We start from the raw sequence: 16,732 nt of genomic DNA, 5'->3' as shown, positions 1-16,732 counted from the left end.
GTGGACACCTGACAACAGACATCAGACGTCATGTGTTGGGAGACAGTAGGAGCGCGCCCTCCCCGCGTCAACAGGTGGCGCCGGCGCGCGCTCGCAGCGCTCCGACAACGCGCGCCGCCCAGTGTTTTGACGGTTCGTTCCAGGGAAGCGCGGCAGGCATGCCGAACTGCCGCCGCCGGAAGGACTCCGACGACGGCGGCAGCGACGGACCGCCCTGCCGGGCCGGCCCTGTGCGGGTGCCTCGTCAGCCCAGCAGGCCCGCGCGCTCCAGATGGGCGGCGATCCTGGCCCGCTCCGCCGTGTCCAGGGGGCGCATCGGCGGGCTCACCACGTTCGTCGCGATGACACCGAGCAGCGCGAGCGCGGTCTTGAAGGCGCCCAGCCCGGCCGCGGTCGCGGACGCCGTGGCGGGATCCGCCGCCCCGACGATCCCGAACAGCGATACGAGCCGGTCCTGCTCCGCCTTGGCGGCGGCCCAGTCGCCCCGTACCGCGGCCTCGTGCAGCCGGACGTAGCCGTGCGGGTCGACGTTGCCGAGGCCGGGCACCGAGCCGTGCGCGCCGCAGAGCATCATGGCGTCCACCACCAGCTCGTGGCCGGTCAGCAGGGAGAACCCGGGCAGCCCCCGCGTCTCGTTGGCCAGGATGCGGAAGGAACCGTCGTCCCCGCTGGAGTCCTTCACGCCGGCGAGCACACCGTCGGAGGCGAGCGGCAGCAGCAGTTCCGGGGTCAGCTTGCTGTGGACGCACACCGGAACGTCGTACGCGAGCAGCGGGAGGTCCACGGCTGCGGCGATGTCCCTGAAGTGCCGGTCGATCTCGGTGTGGTGCGTACGGGTGTAGAACGGGGCGGTCGCCACGACTGCGTCGGCACCGAGGGCGGCGACCGCGCGGGCCCGCTCGATCGCGCGGTTGGTGGTCGTCTCGATGGCGCCGACGATCACCGGCACCTGACCTGCCGCCGTGGACGTGATCACCTCGGTGACCTCGTTCTGCTGAGTGGGCGTCAGGTAGGCGGTCTCACCTGAACTCCCCAGCGCGAAAAGTCCGTTGACGCCCGCCTGGAGCAGCCGGTTCACGACGTTCTCCAGGGACGCCCGGTCGACCTCTCCCCCGTCGGTGAGCGGGGTGACGACGGGAGGGATCACTCCGGTGTACGGGGCGGTGGACGTGCTCATGCGGTGCTCCTTGCAGGCGTCCGCGGGGTGGGGTCCCCGTCGGACGGTCGGGCGGGCTGAGGGTGGACGCAGTGCCAGCGGTGGGCGCCGGCAGCCGGGTCCTGTACCGGTGCGGGAAAGACGGCGGCGCAGTCGTCGTCGGCCTTCCAGCAGCGGGTCCGGAACGGGCATCCGGTCGGCGGATTGGTGGCCGAGGGCACCGGGCCGGTCAGCACGATGCGCTCGGTGTGCTCCAGGAGACTGGGGGTCGCGGAGAGCAGCGCCTCGGTGTACGGGTGACGCGGGGCGCGCGCGACGCGCTCGGCCGGTCCCTCTTCGACGACGCGGCCGAGGTAGAGGACCGCGATGCGGTCGGCGAGGTAGCGCACCGTCTGGATGTCGTGCGAGATGAACACCATGCCGAGGCCGAGGCGTTCGCGCAGGTCCACGAGGAGATTGAGGACCTGGGCGCGCACCGAGACGTCGAGTGCGGAGGTCGGTTCGTCAGCGACGATGAGATCCGGTTCCAGGGCCAGCGCCCGCGCGATGGCGACGCGCTGCCGCTGACCGCCCGAGAGCTGTCCGGGAAGGGCGGCGAGGGTGTGCCCGGGAAGGCCGACGAGGTCGAGCAGCTCCTCCACCCGCGACTCGCGTTCCGCCCGGGTCCCCCGCCGGTGCACGTCCAGAGGGTCGCGCAGGATCCGGCGGACCGTCAGCCGGGGGTTGAGCGCGGTCGACGGGTCCTGGAAGACGACTCCGACCGAGGAGCCGAAACGGTCCCGGCGTTCGGCCGCGGGGATCTCCCACAGATCGCGGCCGTGAAAGAGGACCTCGCCCTCGGTGGGCTTCTGCAGCCCGGTGAGGACCCTGGCCATGGTCGACTTGCCGCAGCCGGACTCCCCCACCAGGCCGAGGATCTCGCCGCGCGCCACCTCGACCGAGACGTCGGTGAGGGCGTGCACGGCGTCCTTGCCGAAAAGGCCTCCACTGCGCGCCTTGTGGCGTACGTGGACGCCGTCGAGCCTGATCACAGGGCGCTTCCTTCCAGTTCTGCGGCCATGGCCGGGTGGTGGCAGGCGAAGCCGTGGTCCTGCGTGGCGCCGCGCCCGGTGAGTTCCGGCGGGGTGGTGCGGCAGAGACCGGTCGCCGCCGGGCAGCGCCCGGCGAACCGGCAGCCGGCGCCGAAGCCCTGGGGTGCGGGGACGACTCCGCGGATCTGGTGCAGCCGGTCGGCACCGGCTTCGAGCGAGACGACGGAGCCGAGCAGGCCGCGGCTGTAGTGGTGGGCGGGGTCGGTCAGCACCGCCCGGGTGCGGCCCACTTCGGCCAGGCGGCCGGCGTACATGACGGCGACGCGGTGGGAGAGGTCGCCGACCAGGGCGAGGTCGTGCGAGACCAGAACCATGGCGAAGCCGAGCTCGTCGCGCAGCTTGACCAGGAGTTCGACGACCTGCGCCTGGACGGTGACGTCGAGCGCCGTGGTCGGCTCGTCGGCGATGAGCAGGCGAGGGCTGCGGGAGAGGGCCATGGCGATGAGGACGCGTTGGCGCTGGCCGCCGGAGAGCTCGTGCGGGTAGCTGCGCAGGGTGCGTTCCGGTGAGAGCCCGACCAGTTCGAGGAGTTCGGCCGGGGTTTTCGTACCGCCGCGCGAGGTGAGCTGCCTGAGCTGGGTGCCGACGAGCACGGAGGGGTTGAGGGAGGAGAGCGCGTCCTGGTAGACCATCGCGATCTCCGGTCCCATCAGGGCCCGGCGTTCCTTCGGGGAGAGAGTGAGGAGGTCACGGCCCCGGTAGAGGATCTCGCCGTCGACCTGGGCGTTGCGGGCGAGCAGGCCCATGACGGCGAGGCTGGTGATGGACTTGCCGCAACCGGATTCGCCGACGAGTCCGAGGGTCTCGCCCTCGCGTACGGTGAAGTTCAGCCGGTCGACGACCGGGATGTCGCCGTAGCGGTCGGGGAAGCGGATGGCCAGGTCGCGTACGACCAGGAGTTCGGCGGCGTCCGCCCGCACCGGTACGACGGAGGGCTCGGTCGCTTCGACGTGCCTGGCCAGCCCTGCGAGCGCGGCGTCGACGTCGACGGTGGAGGCCGCCTCGACGGGATCGGGCTGCGCGGTGCCGGTGGGCCCGGCGCCGGTGCGGCCCGCCTTCGGTGCGGCCGACGCGTCGGTCAGCCCCTCGGAGAGGACGTTGAGGGCCAGCACGGTGACGAGGAGGGCGAGGCCGGGGAAGAAGGTGGCCCACCACCCTCCGGCCAGGAGGATCTGGCGGCCGTAGGCGAGAACGCTGCCCCAACTGGGGTCCGGGTCCTGGACGCCGGCTCCGATGAAGGAGAGGGACGCCTCGAAGATGATCGCCTCGGCGACCATGACGGTGGCGAACACCAGGACCGGGGCCATGCAGTTGACGGCGACGTGCCGGAGCACGATGTAGGGGCGCTTCGCGCCGAGGACCTTCTCGGCCGCCACGTAGTCCTCGCCGTACTGCGCGAGGACGTTGGCGCGCACGACGCGGGCCAGTGAGGGGCTGTAGACGAAGGCGACGGTGAAGATGATGACCGGGACGCTCGTGCCGAAGACGGCGACGAGGACGGCCGCCAGCGCGATCGGCGGGAACGACATCACCACGTCGAGGGTGCGCATGATCGCTTCGTCGGCGAACTTGCGCGAGGTCGCCGCGAGCGAGCCGAGGACGGATCCGGCGAGGAGGGCGAGCGCGGTCGCGCCGAGGCCGATGACCAGGGAGTAGCGCGCGCCGTGCACCACCCGGGCGAAGACGTCGCGGCCGGCGCGGTCGGTGCCGAACCAGTGCCGGCCGCCGGGGGCCTGCACGGGCGTACCGGTGGTCAGGGGGTCCTGGGTGAGGAAGGGGGCGAGCACGGCCCCGAGTACGACCACGACGAGCACGGCGAGGGCGATCCGGGAGGCGACCGGAAGGGAGCGGAAGGCGATCCCCGGTCGGGAGAGCTTCTTGGCCAGACGGCCCGTGGTGAACATGTCACACCGTCCTGATGCGCGGGTTGACCAGCAGATAGAGCAGGTCGACGATGATGTTGACCACCAGGAAGGCGATGGCGATGGTCAGCACGGTGCCCTGGACCAGCGCGACGTCGCCGCCGGTGACACCTTCGAGGATGAGCTTGCCCATGCCGGGCAGGTCGAAGATCGCTTCGATGACGACGGCCCCGCTGAGCAGGTAGCCGACCTTCACACCGAGCACGGTGAGCGGGGTGACGAGCGCGTTGCGCAGGACCGAGCGGATCACCAGGAAGACCGGGAGCCCGTTCCCCCGGGCGGTACGGACGTAGTCGCGGTCGAGCTCGGCGACCATGGAGGTGCGGACGAGCCGTGCGAGCGAGGCGGCGACCGGGACGGCGAGCGAGACGGCGGGCAGGACCATGGACCGGAGCCAGCCGCCGAACGAGTCGGCGGGATTGGTGTAGCCGCCGGTCGGGAAGACCGGGCTGTTCAGTGCGAACTGCTGGATGAGCAGTACCCCGAGCCAGAAGGAAGGGACGGCCACGCCCGTCATGGACAGCAGCCGGAAGAGCTGGTCGGGCCAGCGGTCGCGGTACATCGCCCCCACGACCCCGCCCGCCGTCGCCAGGACCACGGCCAGCACGAGGCCGAGGAGGGTCAGTTGCAGGGTGAGCGGGAATGCCTCGGTGATCCGGTCGACGACCGGCCGGCTGGGCGGGACGGTGGACCCGAGGTCCAGGTGGAGGAGCTGGCCGATGAAGCGGAAGTAGCGTACGGGCAGCGGGTCGTTGAGCCCGTTGGCCTCGGAGAACGCTTCCCGGGCCTCGGGCGACGCGCTCTCTCCGAGCGCGTTGTACGCCGGGTCGGTCGGCGAGAACTGCAGCACCACGAAGACCAGCAGCGCGATGCCGAGGACCATCACCGGCATCATGGCGACACGGCGCAGCGCAAGCCGGAGAAATGCAACCATCGTCGGTTTCCTTGCGGTTGGACGGACAGCGTGGCCGGGCCGCCCCGTGGGGGCGCGGCCCGGACACGTGGGGTTCAGGCTCGGCCGACGTCCAGGAAGGACAGGCCCGTGGTGGGCAGCGGCGCGAAGCCGGAGAGCCCCTTGTCGCTCCAGGCGGTGGGCAGCTTGCGGTGGAAGATCGGGTAGAGCGCCGCCTCCTCGGCGACCAGGTCGGTGACCTGGCCCCACAGACGCTTGCGGCCAGCCTCGTCGGCGGACTGCGCGGCCTTGTCGAGGAGCTGCTTGACCTCCTTGTACGAGGCCGACTTGGCCCAGCCGTACCGGTTCTCGGGCCAGAAGCCGTAGTAGAACCAGCGGAGCAGGAGGTCCGCGTCGTTACCGAAGACGGACGGGTCACCGGGTGCCACGAGCACCTCGAAGTCGCCGCTGTCGATCTTGGCGTACTGCGCGGCGGACTGGGCGATGGAGAGGGTGGCGTCGATACCGGCGGCCGCCCAGCTCTCCTTGATGAGGGGGGCGACGTCCTTGACCCAGCCGGTGTCCGTCAGCAGCACGGTGAACGCGAGCTTTCCGACGCCGGCTTCGGCCAGCAGCTTCTTGGCCTTGGCCAGGTCGTGAGTGTAGACCGTGGAGGCCGGGTGGTAGTCCGGATGGGTCTTGGGGACGTATCCGGTCGCGGCCGTCGCGTTGCCGATCAGCGCGGTCTTGATGATCTTCTCGGTGTCCAGGGCGTAGTGCAGGGCCTGGCGCACCCGCTTGTCGGCGAAGCGCTTGTCGGCGGTGTTGAACATGAGGAAGAGCAGACCGAAGGACTGCACGGACTCGGTCCTGGTGGTGGCGGCGAGGCCCGCGAGGTCGATGTAGGGCACGTCCTCGATGGCCTGGACCCGGCCGGACTGCATGGCGCTGACCCGGGCGGAGGAATCCGAGATCAGACGCCAGATCATCTTCTCGGCCTTGGCCGGGTGCGAGCCGTTGTAGGCCGCGTGCCGGGTGAAGACGATCTTGTCCTCACGGATCGCCTCGACGAACTTGTACGGCCCCGAGCCCACCGGTTTGGCGTCGAATCCCTTGACGTCCGCCTCGACGATCTTCTTCGGCACGATCCGGGCGACCGATATGCGGGAGGGGAAGAGGGCGAACGCGTACTTCAGCTTGAACTCGACGGTCTTGGCATCGACCGCACGGACCGTGTCGATGAACGGCACGAACTGTGCCATCAGGGAGGCGTTGTCGGGATCGAGGATGCGTTCGAAGCTGAACACCACGTCCTCGGCGGTCACGGCCGATCCGTCGTGGAAGGTGGCGCCGTCGCGCAGGGTGGCACGGTAGGTGGTGGCGTTGATCTTCTGCGGCATCCCGGTGGCGAGCGCGGGTCTGGCCTCCAGGGTCACCGGGTCCAGGTCGACGAGACCTTCGAAGATGTGCATGTTGGCCGCGTACGGGGTGGCCCCGGACGTGGTCATCGGGTCGAACCCGGTGGACAGCGCGTACGACAGACCGGCCTCGATGGTGCCGGTCCCACCGCCGGATCCCGACGCGCCGTCACCGGTGGACGAGGGGCCACCGCACGCGGAGACGCTCGCCGTGATGGCGGCCGCCGCACTGACGACACCGGCATACCGCAGGAAGGTGCGGCGCTCGACGCCTGTTGGCCTCAGCTCGGGCACGGGTCCTCCAAGGGGGACGTTGAGGGAGAGGAGACGGCAAGAGGAGCAGCTCGTCCGCGAGGGCCCAGTCCATGAAGCGAGACTAGAGCGTAAGACGTCAGATGTCCGATGCCTTGATAGCCTGGGAACGTAGCCTGGCAATCGAGAGGGGTCAAGAGGTGGGGAGTCCCGAAATTTCCGGCACCAGACCGAGTCGCACGCTGTTGCGGCAAGAGGTGGTGGACGGGATCAAGCGCTACATCCTCGACGAACGGCTGCGCCCGGGCGACCCGTTGCCCGCCGAGCCCGCCCTGTGCGAGGCCCTCGGCGCCAGCCGTTCCAGCGTGCGCGAGGCGGTGAAAATCCTGGACGCCCTCGACATCGTGGACGTCCGCCACGGTCACGGCACTTACGTGGGCCGGCTCAGCCTCTCCGCCCTGGTGGAAAGCCTCACCTTCCGGGGACTCCTCTCCCCCGACGACGACTTCCAGGTGATGGCCGACCTGGTGGACGTGCGGGAACTGTTCGAACGCGGGATGGCCGAACGGATCGTGGGGTCGCTGACCACCGAACAGCTCGACACGCTGGACGGGCTGGTCGCGACCATGCGCGCCACCGGCGCGGGCGACGGCCACGGATTCGTCGCGGCGGACCGGTCCTTCCACGCACTCCTCGTGGCGCCGGTCGGCAACGACCTCATCGGACAGCTCTCCATGGCCTTCTGGGAGGTGTACGTGATCGTCGCCCCGCACCTCGACGGATTCACGCACGCGGACGAGACCGCGACGATCGCGGCGCACCAAGGCATCGTGGACGCCGCCCGCGCGGGCGACTCGGCCGCCTTCCTCAAGGCGATCGAGGACCACTACGCCCCGGTCAGACGCCGGATCACGGAGGCCCGCGCCCGTCGGGACGCCTCGGTCTGACACATCCTCGGGAATCGCCGTCCGCTCCCCGCCCGGGAGAGGGCGGCGCCCGGCTCTCCGCTCTTGACGAGGTCCGCGCTTCTGCCTAAGGTCCGGTGAACCCAGAGGACATCTGACGTCTTCTGTCTCACCTGCACCATCTGGAGGACCCACCCCATGCCGTCGGTCGACCTCCCTCTTGAGGACTGCCTCACCTACCGGCCCGAACTCCCGGAACCCGAGGGCTTCGACGCCTTCTGGTCCGGCACCCTGGCCACCGGGAGCACCTCCGGGAAGCCGGTGTTCACCGAGGTGGACGCGGGGCTTCCCCAGGTACGCGTCCACGACGTCAGCATTCCGGGCTCCGACGGCACGCCGGTACGGGGCTGGCTGCGCATGCCCGCGCGGACCGACGCCCCGCTGGGCTGCGTGATCGAGTTCCTGGGCTACGGACGCGGCCGCGGGCTGGCTCACGAGAACCTCCTCTGGGCCTGCGCCGGCTACGCCCATCTGGTCATGGACACCCGCGGACAGGGCTGGTCCGCCGCCGAAGGGGCCACCGCCGACACCGACGCGGGCGCCGCGGGAACCGTCCCGGGGTTCCTGACGCGGGGCATCGAGAGCCCGGGGACCTACTACTACCGACGGATCGTCACCGACGCCGTCCGGTGCGTGGAGGCGATGCGCGCGCACCCGGAGATCGACCCGGCCCGCATCGTGGTGACCGGGGTAAGCCAGGGCGGCGGCATCGCCCTGGCGGTGTCCGGACTGGTCGAGGGCCTCGCCGGGGTGATGCCGGACGTGCCCTTCCTCTGCAACTTCCCCCGGGCGGCGCGCATCACGGCCCTGCCGCCCTATACGGAGATCGCTTCCTATCTGAGTCTCCACCGCGACCGGACCGAGTCGGTCTTTCACACCCTGTCGCACTTCGACGCGGCCCACCACGCCGCACGGGCGACCGCACCGGCCCTCTTCTCGATCGCGATGATGGACGAGATCTGCCCGCCCTCCACCTGCTTCACGGCCTACAACCGCTACGCCGGCCCGAAGCGACTGGAGGTGTACGAGTTCAATGGGCACGAGGGCGGCACGGAACACCATCGCGGCCGCCAGCTCACTTGGGTGCGGACGCTGTTCGAAGGTGCGCCGGACGTCGACGGCCGTTGCGGGACCGGGCGGCAGCGCGGCGCCGGCCTGCCGGGGATCCGGTGAACACGGCCCCCGCCCGCCCGGCGGTCATCGGCCTCGATCTGGGCGGTACGAAGATCGCCGCGGCACTCTTCGCCGCCGACGGGACCGTGCTGGCCCGGCACACGCGGCCCACCCCCGCCCGGGACGGCGCGTCCGCCGTGCTCGACGCACTCGCCGCCGCGGCGGCCGAAGTGGACCCCGGGCGGCTGGCGGGGGCGCTCGGCATCGCCGCCGCCGGGGTCGTCGATCCCCGCACGGGTATGGTCACCAGCGCCACCGACTCGATCACCGGGTGGGCGGGCACCCGGCTCGGCTCCGGCCTGGCGGACCGTACGGGATTGCCGGTGGCCTGCGACAACGACGTACGTGCCACCGCGGGTCCGGAACTCGCCGCTCTGAGCGACCCGCACGGCTCGCTGGTCTTCGTGGCGGTCGGGACCGGCGTGGGCGGTGCGATCGCCGTCGACGGGCGGATGCTGAACGGGGCGTCGGGAGTGGCCGGCCACCTGGGCCACCTGACCAGCGCGGAGGCCGCCGGGCTCCCCTGTACCTGCGGCGCGGACACCACCGGACACCTGGAGGTCATCGCGTCCGGACCGGGTATCACCGCCCACTACGAACGGCTCACCGGCACGACGGTGGACCGGCTCGAAACGGTGGCCGCCCGGGCGGCCGAAGGCGACCGCGCCGCCCTGCACGCCATCACCACCGGCGCGACGGCTCTCGGCCGGGCCCTCGGCGGTCTCGCCAACGCCCTCGGCCCCGACCGGGTCGTCGTGGGGGGCGGGGTCCCCCGGATCGGTACGTCGTACGGCCGGGCCCTCACCGCCGCCTTCACCGCCGAACTGATGCCGCTGCTGCGCGGACGGCTCGTACCCGAGCCCCCGCTCTTCGGCCATGACGCCGCCGTGCTGGGCGCGGCGGCCCTGACCACGTCCCTCCCCCTCCATCACCCAGGAGTTACCGATGACCGCACATGATCTGGCCGACACGCTCCGGGGACGTCTGATCGTCTCCTGCCAGGCGCCCCCCGGCGACCCCATGCGGGAGACCTCCTCCCTCGTACGGCTGGCCCGCTCCGCCGTCGCCGGTGGAGCGTCGGCGATCCGCGCCAACGAGCCGGAGGTCGTCGCCGCTGTCGTCGAAGCCGTGGACCTGCCGGTGATCGGGCTGTGGAAGGACGGCGACACGGGCGTCTACATCACCCCGACCGTCCGCCACGCCCTGGCGCTCGTGGAGGCGGGCGCGGCCGTCGTCGCCGCGGACGCCACCGACAGGCCTCGTCCCGACGGCTCGACCTTCGCCGAACTGGTCACCGCCGTGCACGCGGCGGGCGCACTCGTGATGGCCGACGTCTCGACCCTCGCGGAGGGCATCGCCGCGGCCGGTCTCGGGGCCGACTTCGTCTCCACCACACTCTCCGGCTACGTGGAGGGGTCACCGCAGCAACCCGGCCCCGATCTCGAACTGGTGGAGTCGCTGGCGGCGGTGATCTCCGTACCGGTCGTCGCGGAGGGGCGGCTGCACACGCCCGAAGAGGCCCGCGAGGCGCTCCGCCGCGGCGCCCACAGCGTCGTGGTCGGTACCGCGATCACCGCGCCCACCGCGCTGACCGCGCGGTTCGCCGGCGCGCTCGCGCGGCCATGAGCTCCCTCCGGCGAGGAGACGTCCGCACGCATGGGTGCGGACGTTCCGACGGCGCGGCGGGTTCCGTGGCTGTCGTGGGAACGTCCGCGCACCCGCCGTGGACGACGGGCTCCGTCGCAGGCTGCGCCGTCGCGCCCGGATCTACCGCTGTCCGACCCGTTGGCGCCTTCCGCCTGAGACGGCACCGCCGCTCGTACGCGGTGCGGACCGCGTAACGACGGAAGTCCCTACCCATCCCGCACCACGCCGGCGGCACGCGGCATCGCAGGGCGGGGGACGTCCGCACACCGGATACGCAGGGACGTTCCGACGGTGGCGCGAGGCGCCCCAACCGTCGTCGCACACCGCCAGGAGACGCGGGACACCCTTTCGGGCCGGGGCGCCCCGCAGGGGCAGAACCCGTCCGGGCGACTGACCCCGGCGTCACACTGCGGCGGTGGCACCGTCGTGTGAGGCTGTGCTGTGGCGGTACCTACGGCCTCCGGGGAGTCAGCACCACCGGTCGAGCGCCGCCCACCAGCTGCCCCCGCCACCTTGAGGACGGCCCGATGACCGACGCGAAAGACTCGCGGCCAGCCGCCGGGGAGGGGCGTGGGGCGACGGCGAGCGATGCGCGTTCCTCCGGGCATTGGCTGGTCCTCGGCGTGGTCGGCCTGGCCCAGCTGATGATCGTGCTCGACGTGAGCATCGTGAACATCGCGCTGCCCCAGGCACAGGAGGACCTCGGGTTCTCCAACGGCTCCCGGCAGTGGATCATCACGGCCTACTCCCTCGCCTTCGGCAGCCTCCTCCTGCTCTCGGGACGGATCTCCGACCTGATCGGGCAACGCAAGACCTTCCTGACGGGTCTGGCCGCGTTCGCCGCGGCTTCGCTCCTCGGCGGCGTGGCACCCTCCTTCGCGGTCCTGGTCCTCGCCCGCGCGCTGCAGGGCGCGGCCGGGGCGATCCTGGCGCCGGCCGCGCTGTCGCTGCTGACCACGACCTACACCAAGCCCAAGGAACGCGGCACCGCGTTCGCCGTCTTCGGCGGCATCGCCGGCTCGGGCGCGGCGATCGGTCTCCTGCTCGGCGGTGTGCTGACCGAATACCTCAGCTGGCGCTGGACCCTGCTGGTGAACGTCGCCATCAGCGTCGTCGCGATCACCGGCGCGCTCATGCTGATCCCCCACAAGGGACCAGCCGCGCAACGGCCCCGACTGGACCTTCTCGGCGCCGCCATCATCTCCGCAGGGCTGTTCTGCGTGGTCTACGGGTTCTCCGAAGCCGAATCGCATCCCTGGAGCGCGCCCGGCACCTGGGGCTTCCTCGTGGTCGGCGCGGTGCTGATCGCAGGATTCTTCTGGTGGCAGACCCGGGCCCCCAGCCCGCTGCTGCCCCTACGGGTCCTGCGGGACCGGAACCGGGCCGGCTCCTTCATCGGCGTGTTCATCGTGGGCGTCGGCATGTTCGGCGTCTTCCTCTTCCTGACCTACTACCTGCAGCAGATCCTGCGCTACTCACCGGTCAGGACCGGGCTGGTGTTCCTCCCCATGGTGGCCGCGCTGATGTGCGCCTCCACGGCCTCCAACATCAAGCTGCTCCCGAAGTTCGGCCCCCGCGTCCTGGCCGTCTTCGGGATGCTCATCGCCAGCGGCGGCATGTTCTGGCTGACCGGCATCACCCTGCACAGCACCTACGTCGCCGACATCCTCGGCCCGCTGCTGCTCGTGGGTTTCGGTATCGGCTCCGTCATGGCCCCCTCAATGAACACGGCCACTTCCGGCGTACGGCCGGTCGACGCCGGGGTCGCCTCCGCCACCGTGCAGACGATGCAGCAGATCGGCGGCTCGATCGGCACGTCCCTGCTCAACTCACTGGCGGCCTCCGCGCTGACCGCCTACCTGGTCGGGCGGGCCCCGACCCCGGTCAACGAGGCGAACGCGGCGATCCACAGCTACACCGTGGCCTTCACCTGGGCGGGGGCGATCTTCGCCGCGGGCGCGGTGATCTGCGGACTCGTGCTCCGCTCCGGGCCCCCCGCCCCCGTGAACCCGGACAGCGCCCCCGGCGGTGCGCCCGCGTAGCCGAGGCCACCCGTCGCCCTGTTGCCCCCGCGTCGAACCCTTCGACGCGGGGGGCTGCATCGGGTCCCCGGTGCGGCAGACGCCGGAAGGAGCATCATGCTCCTTCCGGCCTCCCCCGCAGGAGCCGTCAGAAGCCGGACCAGTGGTTCAGCGTCAGGCGGGGTTCCGCGTTGCGGGCGAGTTCGTGTGCCTGCTCGGGCCACCAGACTCCGGCGGCCGGGTCGACGACGCCGTACTCGGGGTCGATCGTGCCGCCGGTGTTGCGGGTGCAGCTGCCGTCGGACTCCCCGATGGTCTTCACGTACAGGTACGCGTCGACGAGCGGGACGCCGGTGTCGGCGGTCGGGCGGGGCCCGATACCCCGTCCGGGCGGGTTGCACCAGGTCTCGGGGTCGCCGCTGTACTCACCCGGCTGCGGGGTCCACGGGCCCTTGCCGTTGCGGCTGGTGTCGACCATGAAGTGCGCCAGATCCTCGCCGGCAGGGCCGGCCACGTTCTGGTCGTACCAGGCGTCGGTCCAGTGCCACGTCGAGGGATCGGTGGAGGAGACGGCGTTGCCCGGGGTTCCGTCGTTGGGAGCGGCCGGGGAGTAGAACTGGCCGGCGCACCAGTCGGCGTGGCCGCGGGACCACTCCGGGCCCTTGGTGGCGAACCACATGCACTTGGATATCCAGGTTCCGTAGTGCGAGGTCTGATCGGTGGGCTGGTAGTTGGATATGTTCAGGACGAAGCCGTCGCTCTTCTCGACACCTGCGTCCAGGAGCCGTTGGGTGATGTCGCCGACGGACCGCCACTGGCTGTTGCCCGCGTCCAGGTAGACCGAGGTGTGCGCGCCGCTCTTGAGGGTGCGGACCGCGTAGTCGAGGTCGGACACGCGGCGGGTGCTGAGTTCTCCCGTCGGGTCGACGTCCCCCGCGCAGTCCTTGGGAAGGGAGGCCAGGCCGTCGGGTTCCAGGATGACCACGGCCTCCTTGCCGCCGATGCCCTGGACGAACGCGTCGATCCACTGACGGTAGGCGGCGGAGGAGTCCGCCCCGCCGCTGGAGTAGAGACTGCAGTCCCGCCCGGGGATGTTGTACGCCACCAGGACCGGGACCCGGCGGCTGAGCGCGGCGGCACGGACGAGCTTCGTCACGTCGGTACGGACTTCGGCGGGCGTGCCCCCCGTGAACCACGCGGCCTGCGGGTAGCTCGCCAACTTCGCCATGTTCAGGCCGTCTTGGATCTTTCCTCCCCTCAGGTCGTCGATGGCCTGCCGGGCCGCCTTGCTGTTCGGGTCGACGTAGAACCTCGTGGCCGGGGTGACGGTGTCCTGCGCGGGGGCGGGTGCGGCCTGGGCGGCCGTGGCGGCGAATGCCGCGCAGGCGGTGAGCGCCGCGGTGACGACGGCTGTGCGGCGCCGGAAGGTACGGGAACGCATGAAGGCTCCTGGTCTGGGAACGAACGGTCGTGGTACGTCCGCCCGCCGCCGGCGGGAACCCGCTGGGCGCCATTGCGGCCGGCGGGCTCCGCCGGCGGGCGGGGGATGAGGGCGGGCCGGCTCCGGGGCCGGGAGGAACGGGCCACCGGAAACCGGGAGATCAGTAGCCGTAGATCATCTTGTAGGCGACCTCGGGGAGGAACTGGCCTGCCGCGGAGCCGGATCCGACCCCGCAGTTGCCGTCGGACTCGCCGGGGGTCTTGATCCACAGGAGCATCTCCGCGCCGCCGCCCTTCTGGGTGGGGGTTCCGATCCTGCGGCCCGCGGAGTTGCACCATTCGCCGTTGGTGGAACCGTTGCCATTGCGGCTGGTGTCCACGACGAACGGCTTGGTGTATCCGTTGGACGAGCTCAGGGCCGCGTTGACCGCGTTGGCGTAGGTGATGTTCTGCGCGGTGGTGTAGTGGTTGGAGACGTTCAGTGAGAAGCCCCGGGTGCGGCTGAGGCCCGCCGCGTTCAGGCTCGCGGCCATCGAGGTGGCAGTGCGCCAGCCCGGGTTGCCCGCGTCGAGGTAGACCCAGGCGTTGGGGGCCTTCTGGTTGAACTGGGTGATCGCGTTGTTGAGCAGGGTATTGCGCTCGGTGATCTGGGCGGCCGTCATGCAGCTGGTGTCCCCGAGCGAGTCCGGCTCGAGGATGACGACGGCGGGCCTGGAGCCGATCCCGCCGGCGAACGCGGCGATCCACTCGTTGTACGCCGCGACGGACCCTGCCCCGCCGCCGGACTGCCCGCCGCAGATGTCGCGGTTGGGGATGTTGTACGCAACGAGGACAGGCAGCTTGTCCGCGGCGTCGGCCGCGCCGGCATACGCCCCGGTGGCGGTTCCTATGGTGCCGCTCCAGTTGCCGAACCAGCGGGCCATGGGCTTCGCGGCGATGCTGTCGCGGATGGCGGGCGCCCGCCCGTCACCCGCGTTGGCGGCGGCCCACAGGGCCGGGCTGGAGTTCGGATCGACGTAGAAGCCATTGGTGAGCGTGGTCGGGTCGGCCGCCTGGGCGGACGGAGAGACGACGAGGGCCAACGGCAGGGCCAGCAGCGCTGCGGTCATCGCACGGAGGAGGTGACGCATGGGAGTACCTCGGTTCCTGACGGGGACGACGCCGCACGGTCTCGTCCTGAGCGTGCGGCGCAGGGGGGGCAGGCGATGGCCGACGTCCCGGGAAACCTGCGGCTCGGGACCTCGTCCACCACGGACGGGCATGCAGATCGGTTGGGAGCGCTCCCACTGGAAGCGCTCCCAGTTCCATTCGGAGTACCTTGGGTTCTGGCCGGTATCGTCTTGGCTGCCATTCAAGGTGTCAAGAGACCGGACATGATTCCCTCTTCACCTCAACATTCAGGAACTCGCTTGCATACTGGAAGCGCTCCCACCTTCTGCGGCAGAAACGGAGGAAAGCCTTCCTGTCGGACGCGGGAGAGCACCTTCCACGCACGCCAGGGCCCCGACGCGGCCGAAACCCGTGCTCGGCGCGTGGGATCATCTCCCTAGCAACCCGGCGAGACCCCCGAGGAGCACGTCTTCCGATGCAGCCGACGCCCAGGCGCATGCCGACCCTCGACGAGGTGGCCGCACGAGCCGGCGTGTCGCGCACCGTGGCTTCCCGGGCGGTCAACAACGTCCCGAACGTGAGCCGGGCCAAGCGCGAGGCCGTCGAGCGGGCCGTTCGCGAGCTGGGTTACGTACCGAACCCCACCGCGCGGGCGCTGGCGGGCAACAGGGTCGGGGCCGTGGTGCTGGCGGCTTCCAGTGACGAGGCCGGTCTGTTCGCGGATCCGTTCTTCGCCGAGGTCGTCGTCGGGGTGAGCACAGCCCTGGAAGAGACCGACCTGGAACTCATCCTGGTGCTCGCCAACTCACCGCGCGGCCGCGGCCGTCTGCGGCAGATGGTCCGTTCCCGCCGCGCCGACGGCATCATGCTGATGGCGCTCCGGGGCGACGACCCGCTGGGACGGCTGGCCGAGGACGCCGGGATGCCGGTCGTCTTCGGCGGTCTGCCCCTGACCGGGGAGCCGCGCTGGTACGTGGACGCCGACAACAGGGGCGGCGCCAGGCTGGCCGCCGATCACCTCGTGCGCACCGGGCGGACCAGACCCGTCATGATCACCGGCCAGGTGGACAGCCTGGTCTCGGTGACCCGCGAACAGGGCTTCACCGAAGGGCTGACGCTGGCCGGTGTTCCGTTGCTGGGGGTCTCCTCCGGCGCGTTCCTGGTCGAAGGCGGGGCGGAGGCGATGGAGCGCCTGCTGGACGCGCATCCGGAGTTGGACGCGGTCTTCGCCGCGTCGGACGGAATGGCGATCGGCGCACTCCAAGCGCTGCGCCGGCGGGGCCGGCGGGTGCCCGAGGACGTCTCGGTGATCGGTTTCGACGACCTGGCCGGAGCCCGGCACGCCAACCCGCCGTTGACCACCGTGCGCCAGCCGGTCAGGGCGCTGGGACACGAGATGGCTCGGATGCTGGTCAGCGCGATCGACGGGCACGACCCGAACCCGCTGATCCTTCCGACCCGGCTGACGGTCCGGGAGTCCGCACCGGGAGCAGGCCCGTCGCGCTGACCACGGCCCGCGGGCGTGGGCGACGCGACAGCGCCGCCCCGCCCACGCGACGACATGCCCGCCCGCAGCCCTGACTGCGGCGAGCACGTCTTCACGCATGCGCTGGAGCGGAGAGGCAGAAGCCGGCGGGCGAGGGAG

General features: G+C 71.2%; 13 protein-coding genes. 6 read left to right on the top strand and 7 right to left on the bottom strand.

The genetic code is table 11. The features are described 5' to 3' along the window. Positions 1-244 precede the first annotated feature (244 nt). The 5 genes from ACWCSV_RS29405 to ACWCSV_RS29385 all read right to left on the bottom strand — a co-directional run bounded on the left by ACWCSV_RS29405 (position 245) and on the right by ACWCSV_RS29385 (position 6,773). Positions 245-1,177, bottom strand: a complete 933-nt coding sequence (locus ACWCSV_RS29405) for a dihydrodipicolinate synthase family protein (RefSeq protein WP_451147329.1) — start codon at positions 1,175-1,177, stop codon at positions 245-247. Continuing rightward, complete coding sequence (locus tag ACWCSV_RS29400; protein WP_451147327.1) at positions 1,174-2,187, bottom strand: ABC transporter ATP-binding protein; 1,014 nt, start codon at positions 2,185-2,187, stop codon at positions 1,174-1,176. The genes ACWCSV_RS29405 and ACWCSV_RS29400 overlap by 4 nt, the downstream gene beginning before the upstream one ends. After that, positions 2,184-4,151, bottom strand: coding sequence for a dipeptide/oligopeptide/nickel ABC transporter permease/ATP-binding protein (locus ACWCSV_RS29395; protein WP_451147325.1), 1,968 nt, complete (start codon positions 4,149-4,151; stop codon positions 2,184-2,186). The genes ACWCSV_RS29400 and ACWCSV_RS29395 overlap by 4 nt, the downstream gene beginning before the upstream one ends. A 1-nt stretch (position 4,152) precedes the next feature. Beyond that, complete coding sequence (locus ACWCSV_RS29390) at positions 4,153-5,103, bottom strand: ABC transporter permease (protein ID WP_451147323.1); 951 nt, start codon at positions 5,101-5,103, stop codon at positions 4,153-4,155. Between the two features lie 74 nt (positions 5,104-5,177). After that, positions 5,178-6,773 (bottom strand): ABC transporter substrate-binding protein, encoded by a 1,596-nt coding sequence (locus tag ACWCSV_RS29385; protein WP_451147321.1) that lies wholly within the window; start codon positions 6,771-6,773, stop codon positions 5,178-5,180. A 173-nt stretch (positions 6,774-6,946) separates the two neighbouring features. Here ACWCSV_RS29385 and ACWCSV_RS29380 point away from each other — a divergent pair, with 173 nt between their 5' ends. The 5 genes from ACWCSV_RS29380 (at position 6,947) to ACWCSV_RS29360 (ending at position 12,558) form a co-directional block, all read left to right on the top strand. After that, positions 6,947-7,678 (top strand): FadR/GntR family transcriptional regulator, encoded by a 732-nt coding sequence (locus ACWCSV_RS29380; RefSeq protein WP_451147367.1) that lies wholly within the window; start codon positions 6,947-6,949, stop codon positions 7,676-7,678. 156 nt (positions 7,679-7,834) lie between these two features. Further along, positions 7,835-8,869 (top strand): acetylxylan esterase, encoded by a 1,035-nt coding sequence (locus ACWCSV_RS29375; RefSeq protein WP_451147319.1) that lies wholly within the window; start codon positions 7,835-7,837, stop codon positions 8,867-8,869. Then, complete coding sequence (locus ACWCSV_RS29370) at positions 8,866-9,828, top strand: ROK family protein (RefSeq protein WP_451147317.1); 963 nt, start codon at positions 8,866-8,868, stop codon at positions 9,826-9,828. Before ACWCSV_RS29375 ends, ACWCSV_RS29370 begins: the two co-directional genes overlap by 4 nt. Next, entirely contained in the window at positions 9,815-10,495 is a 681-nt protein-coding gene (locus tag ACWCSV_RS29365) for an N-acetylmannosamine-6-phosphate 2-epimerase (RefSeq protein ID WP_451147315.1), read from the top strand. The genes ACWCSV_RS29370 and ACWCSV_RS29365 overlap by 14 nt, the downstream gene beginning before the upstream one ends. A gap of 548 nt (positions 10,496-11,043) precedes the next feature. Beyond that, positions 11,044-12,558, top strand: coding sequence for an MFS transporter (locus ACWCSV_RS29360; RefSeq protein WP_451147313.1), 1,515 nt, complete (start codon positions 11,044-11,046; stop codon positions 12,556-12,558). Between the two features lie 127 nt (positions 12,559-12,685). On the opposite strand, the gene ACWCSV_RS29355 is transcribed toward ACWCSV_RS29360, so the two are convergent. Both ACWCSV_RS29355 and ACWCSV_RS29350 read right to left on the bottom strand, forming a co-directional pair. Continuing rightward, a complete protein-coding gene (locus ACWCSV_RS29355; protein WP_451147311.1) occupies positions 12,686-13,978 on the bottom strand; it encodes a glycoside hydrolase family 6 protein in 1,293 nt (430 codons plus the stop codon). A gap of 160 nt (positions 13,979-14,138) precedes the next feature. Then, on the bottom strand, positions 14,139-15,107 hold the full coding sequence (locus ACWCSV_RS29350; protein ID WP_451147309.1) for a glycoside hydrolase family 6 protein: 969 nt from the start codon (positions 15,105-15,107) through the stop codon (positions 14,139-14,141). Between the two features lie 455 nt (positions 15,108-15,562). Here ACWCSV_RS29350 and ACWCSV_RS29345 point away from each other — a divergent pair, with 455 nt between their 5' ends. After that, positions 15,563-16,594: a LacI family DNA-binding transcriptional regulator gene (locus ACWCSV_RS29345; protein ID WP_451147307.1), complete on the top strand. Its 1,032-nt coding sequence runs from the start codon at positions 15,563-15,565 to the stop codon at positions 16,592-16,594. Positions 16,595-16,732 lie beyond the last annotated feature (138 nt).

Source organism: Streptomyces sp. NPDC001770 (genome assembly GCF_053596135.1).
This window is presented reverse-complemented; position numbering and strand designations above follow the sequence as displayed.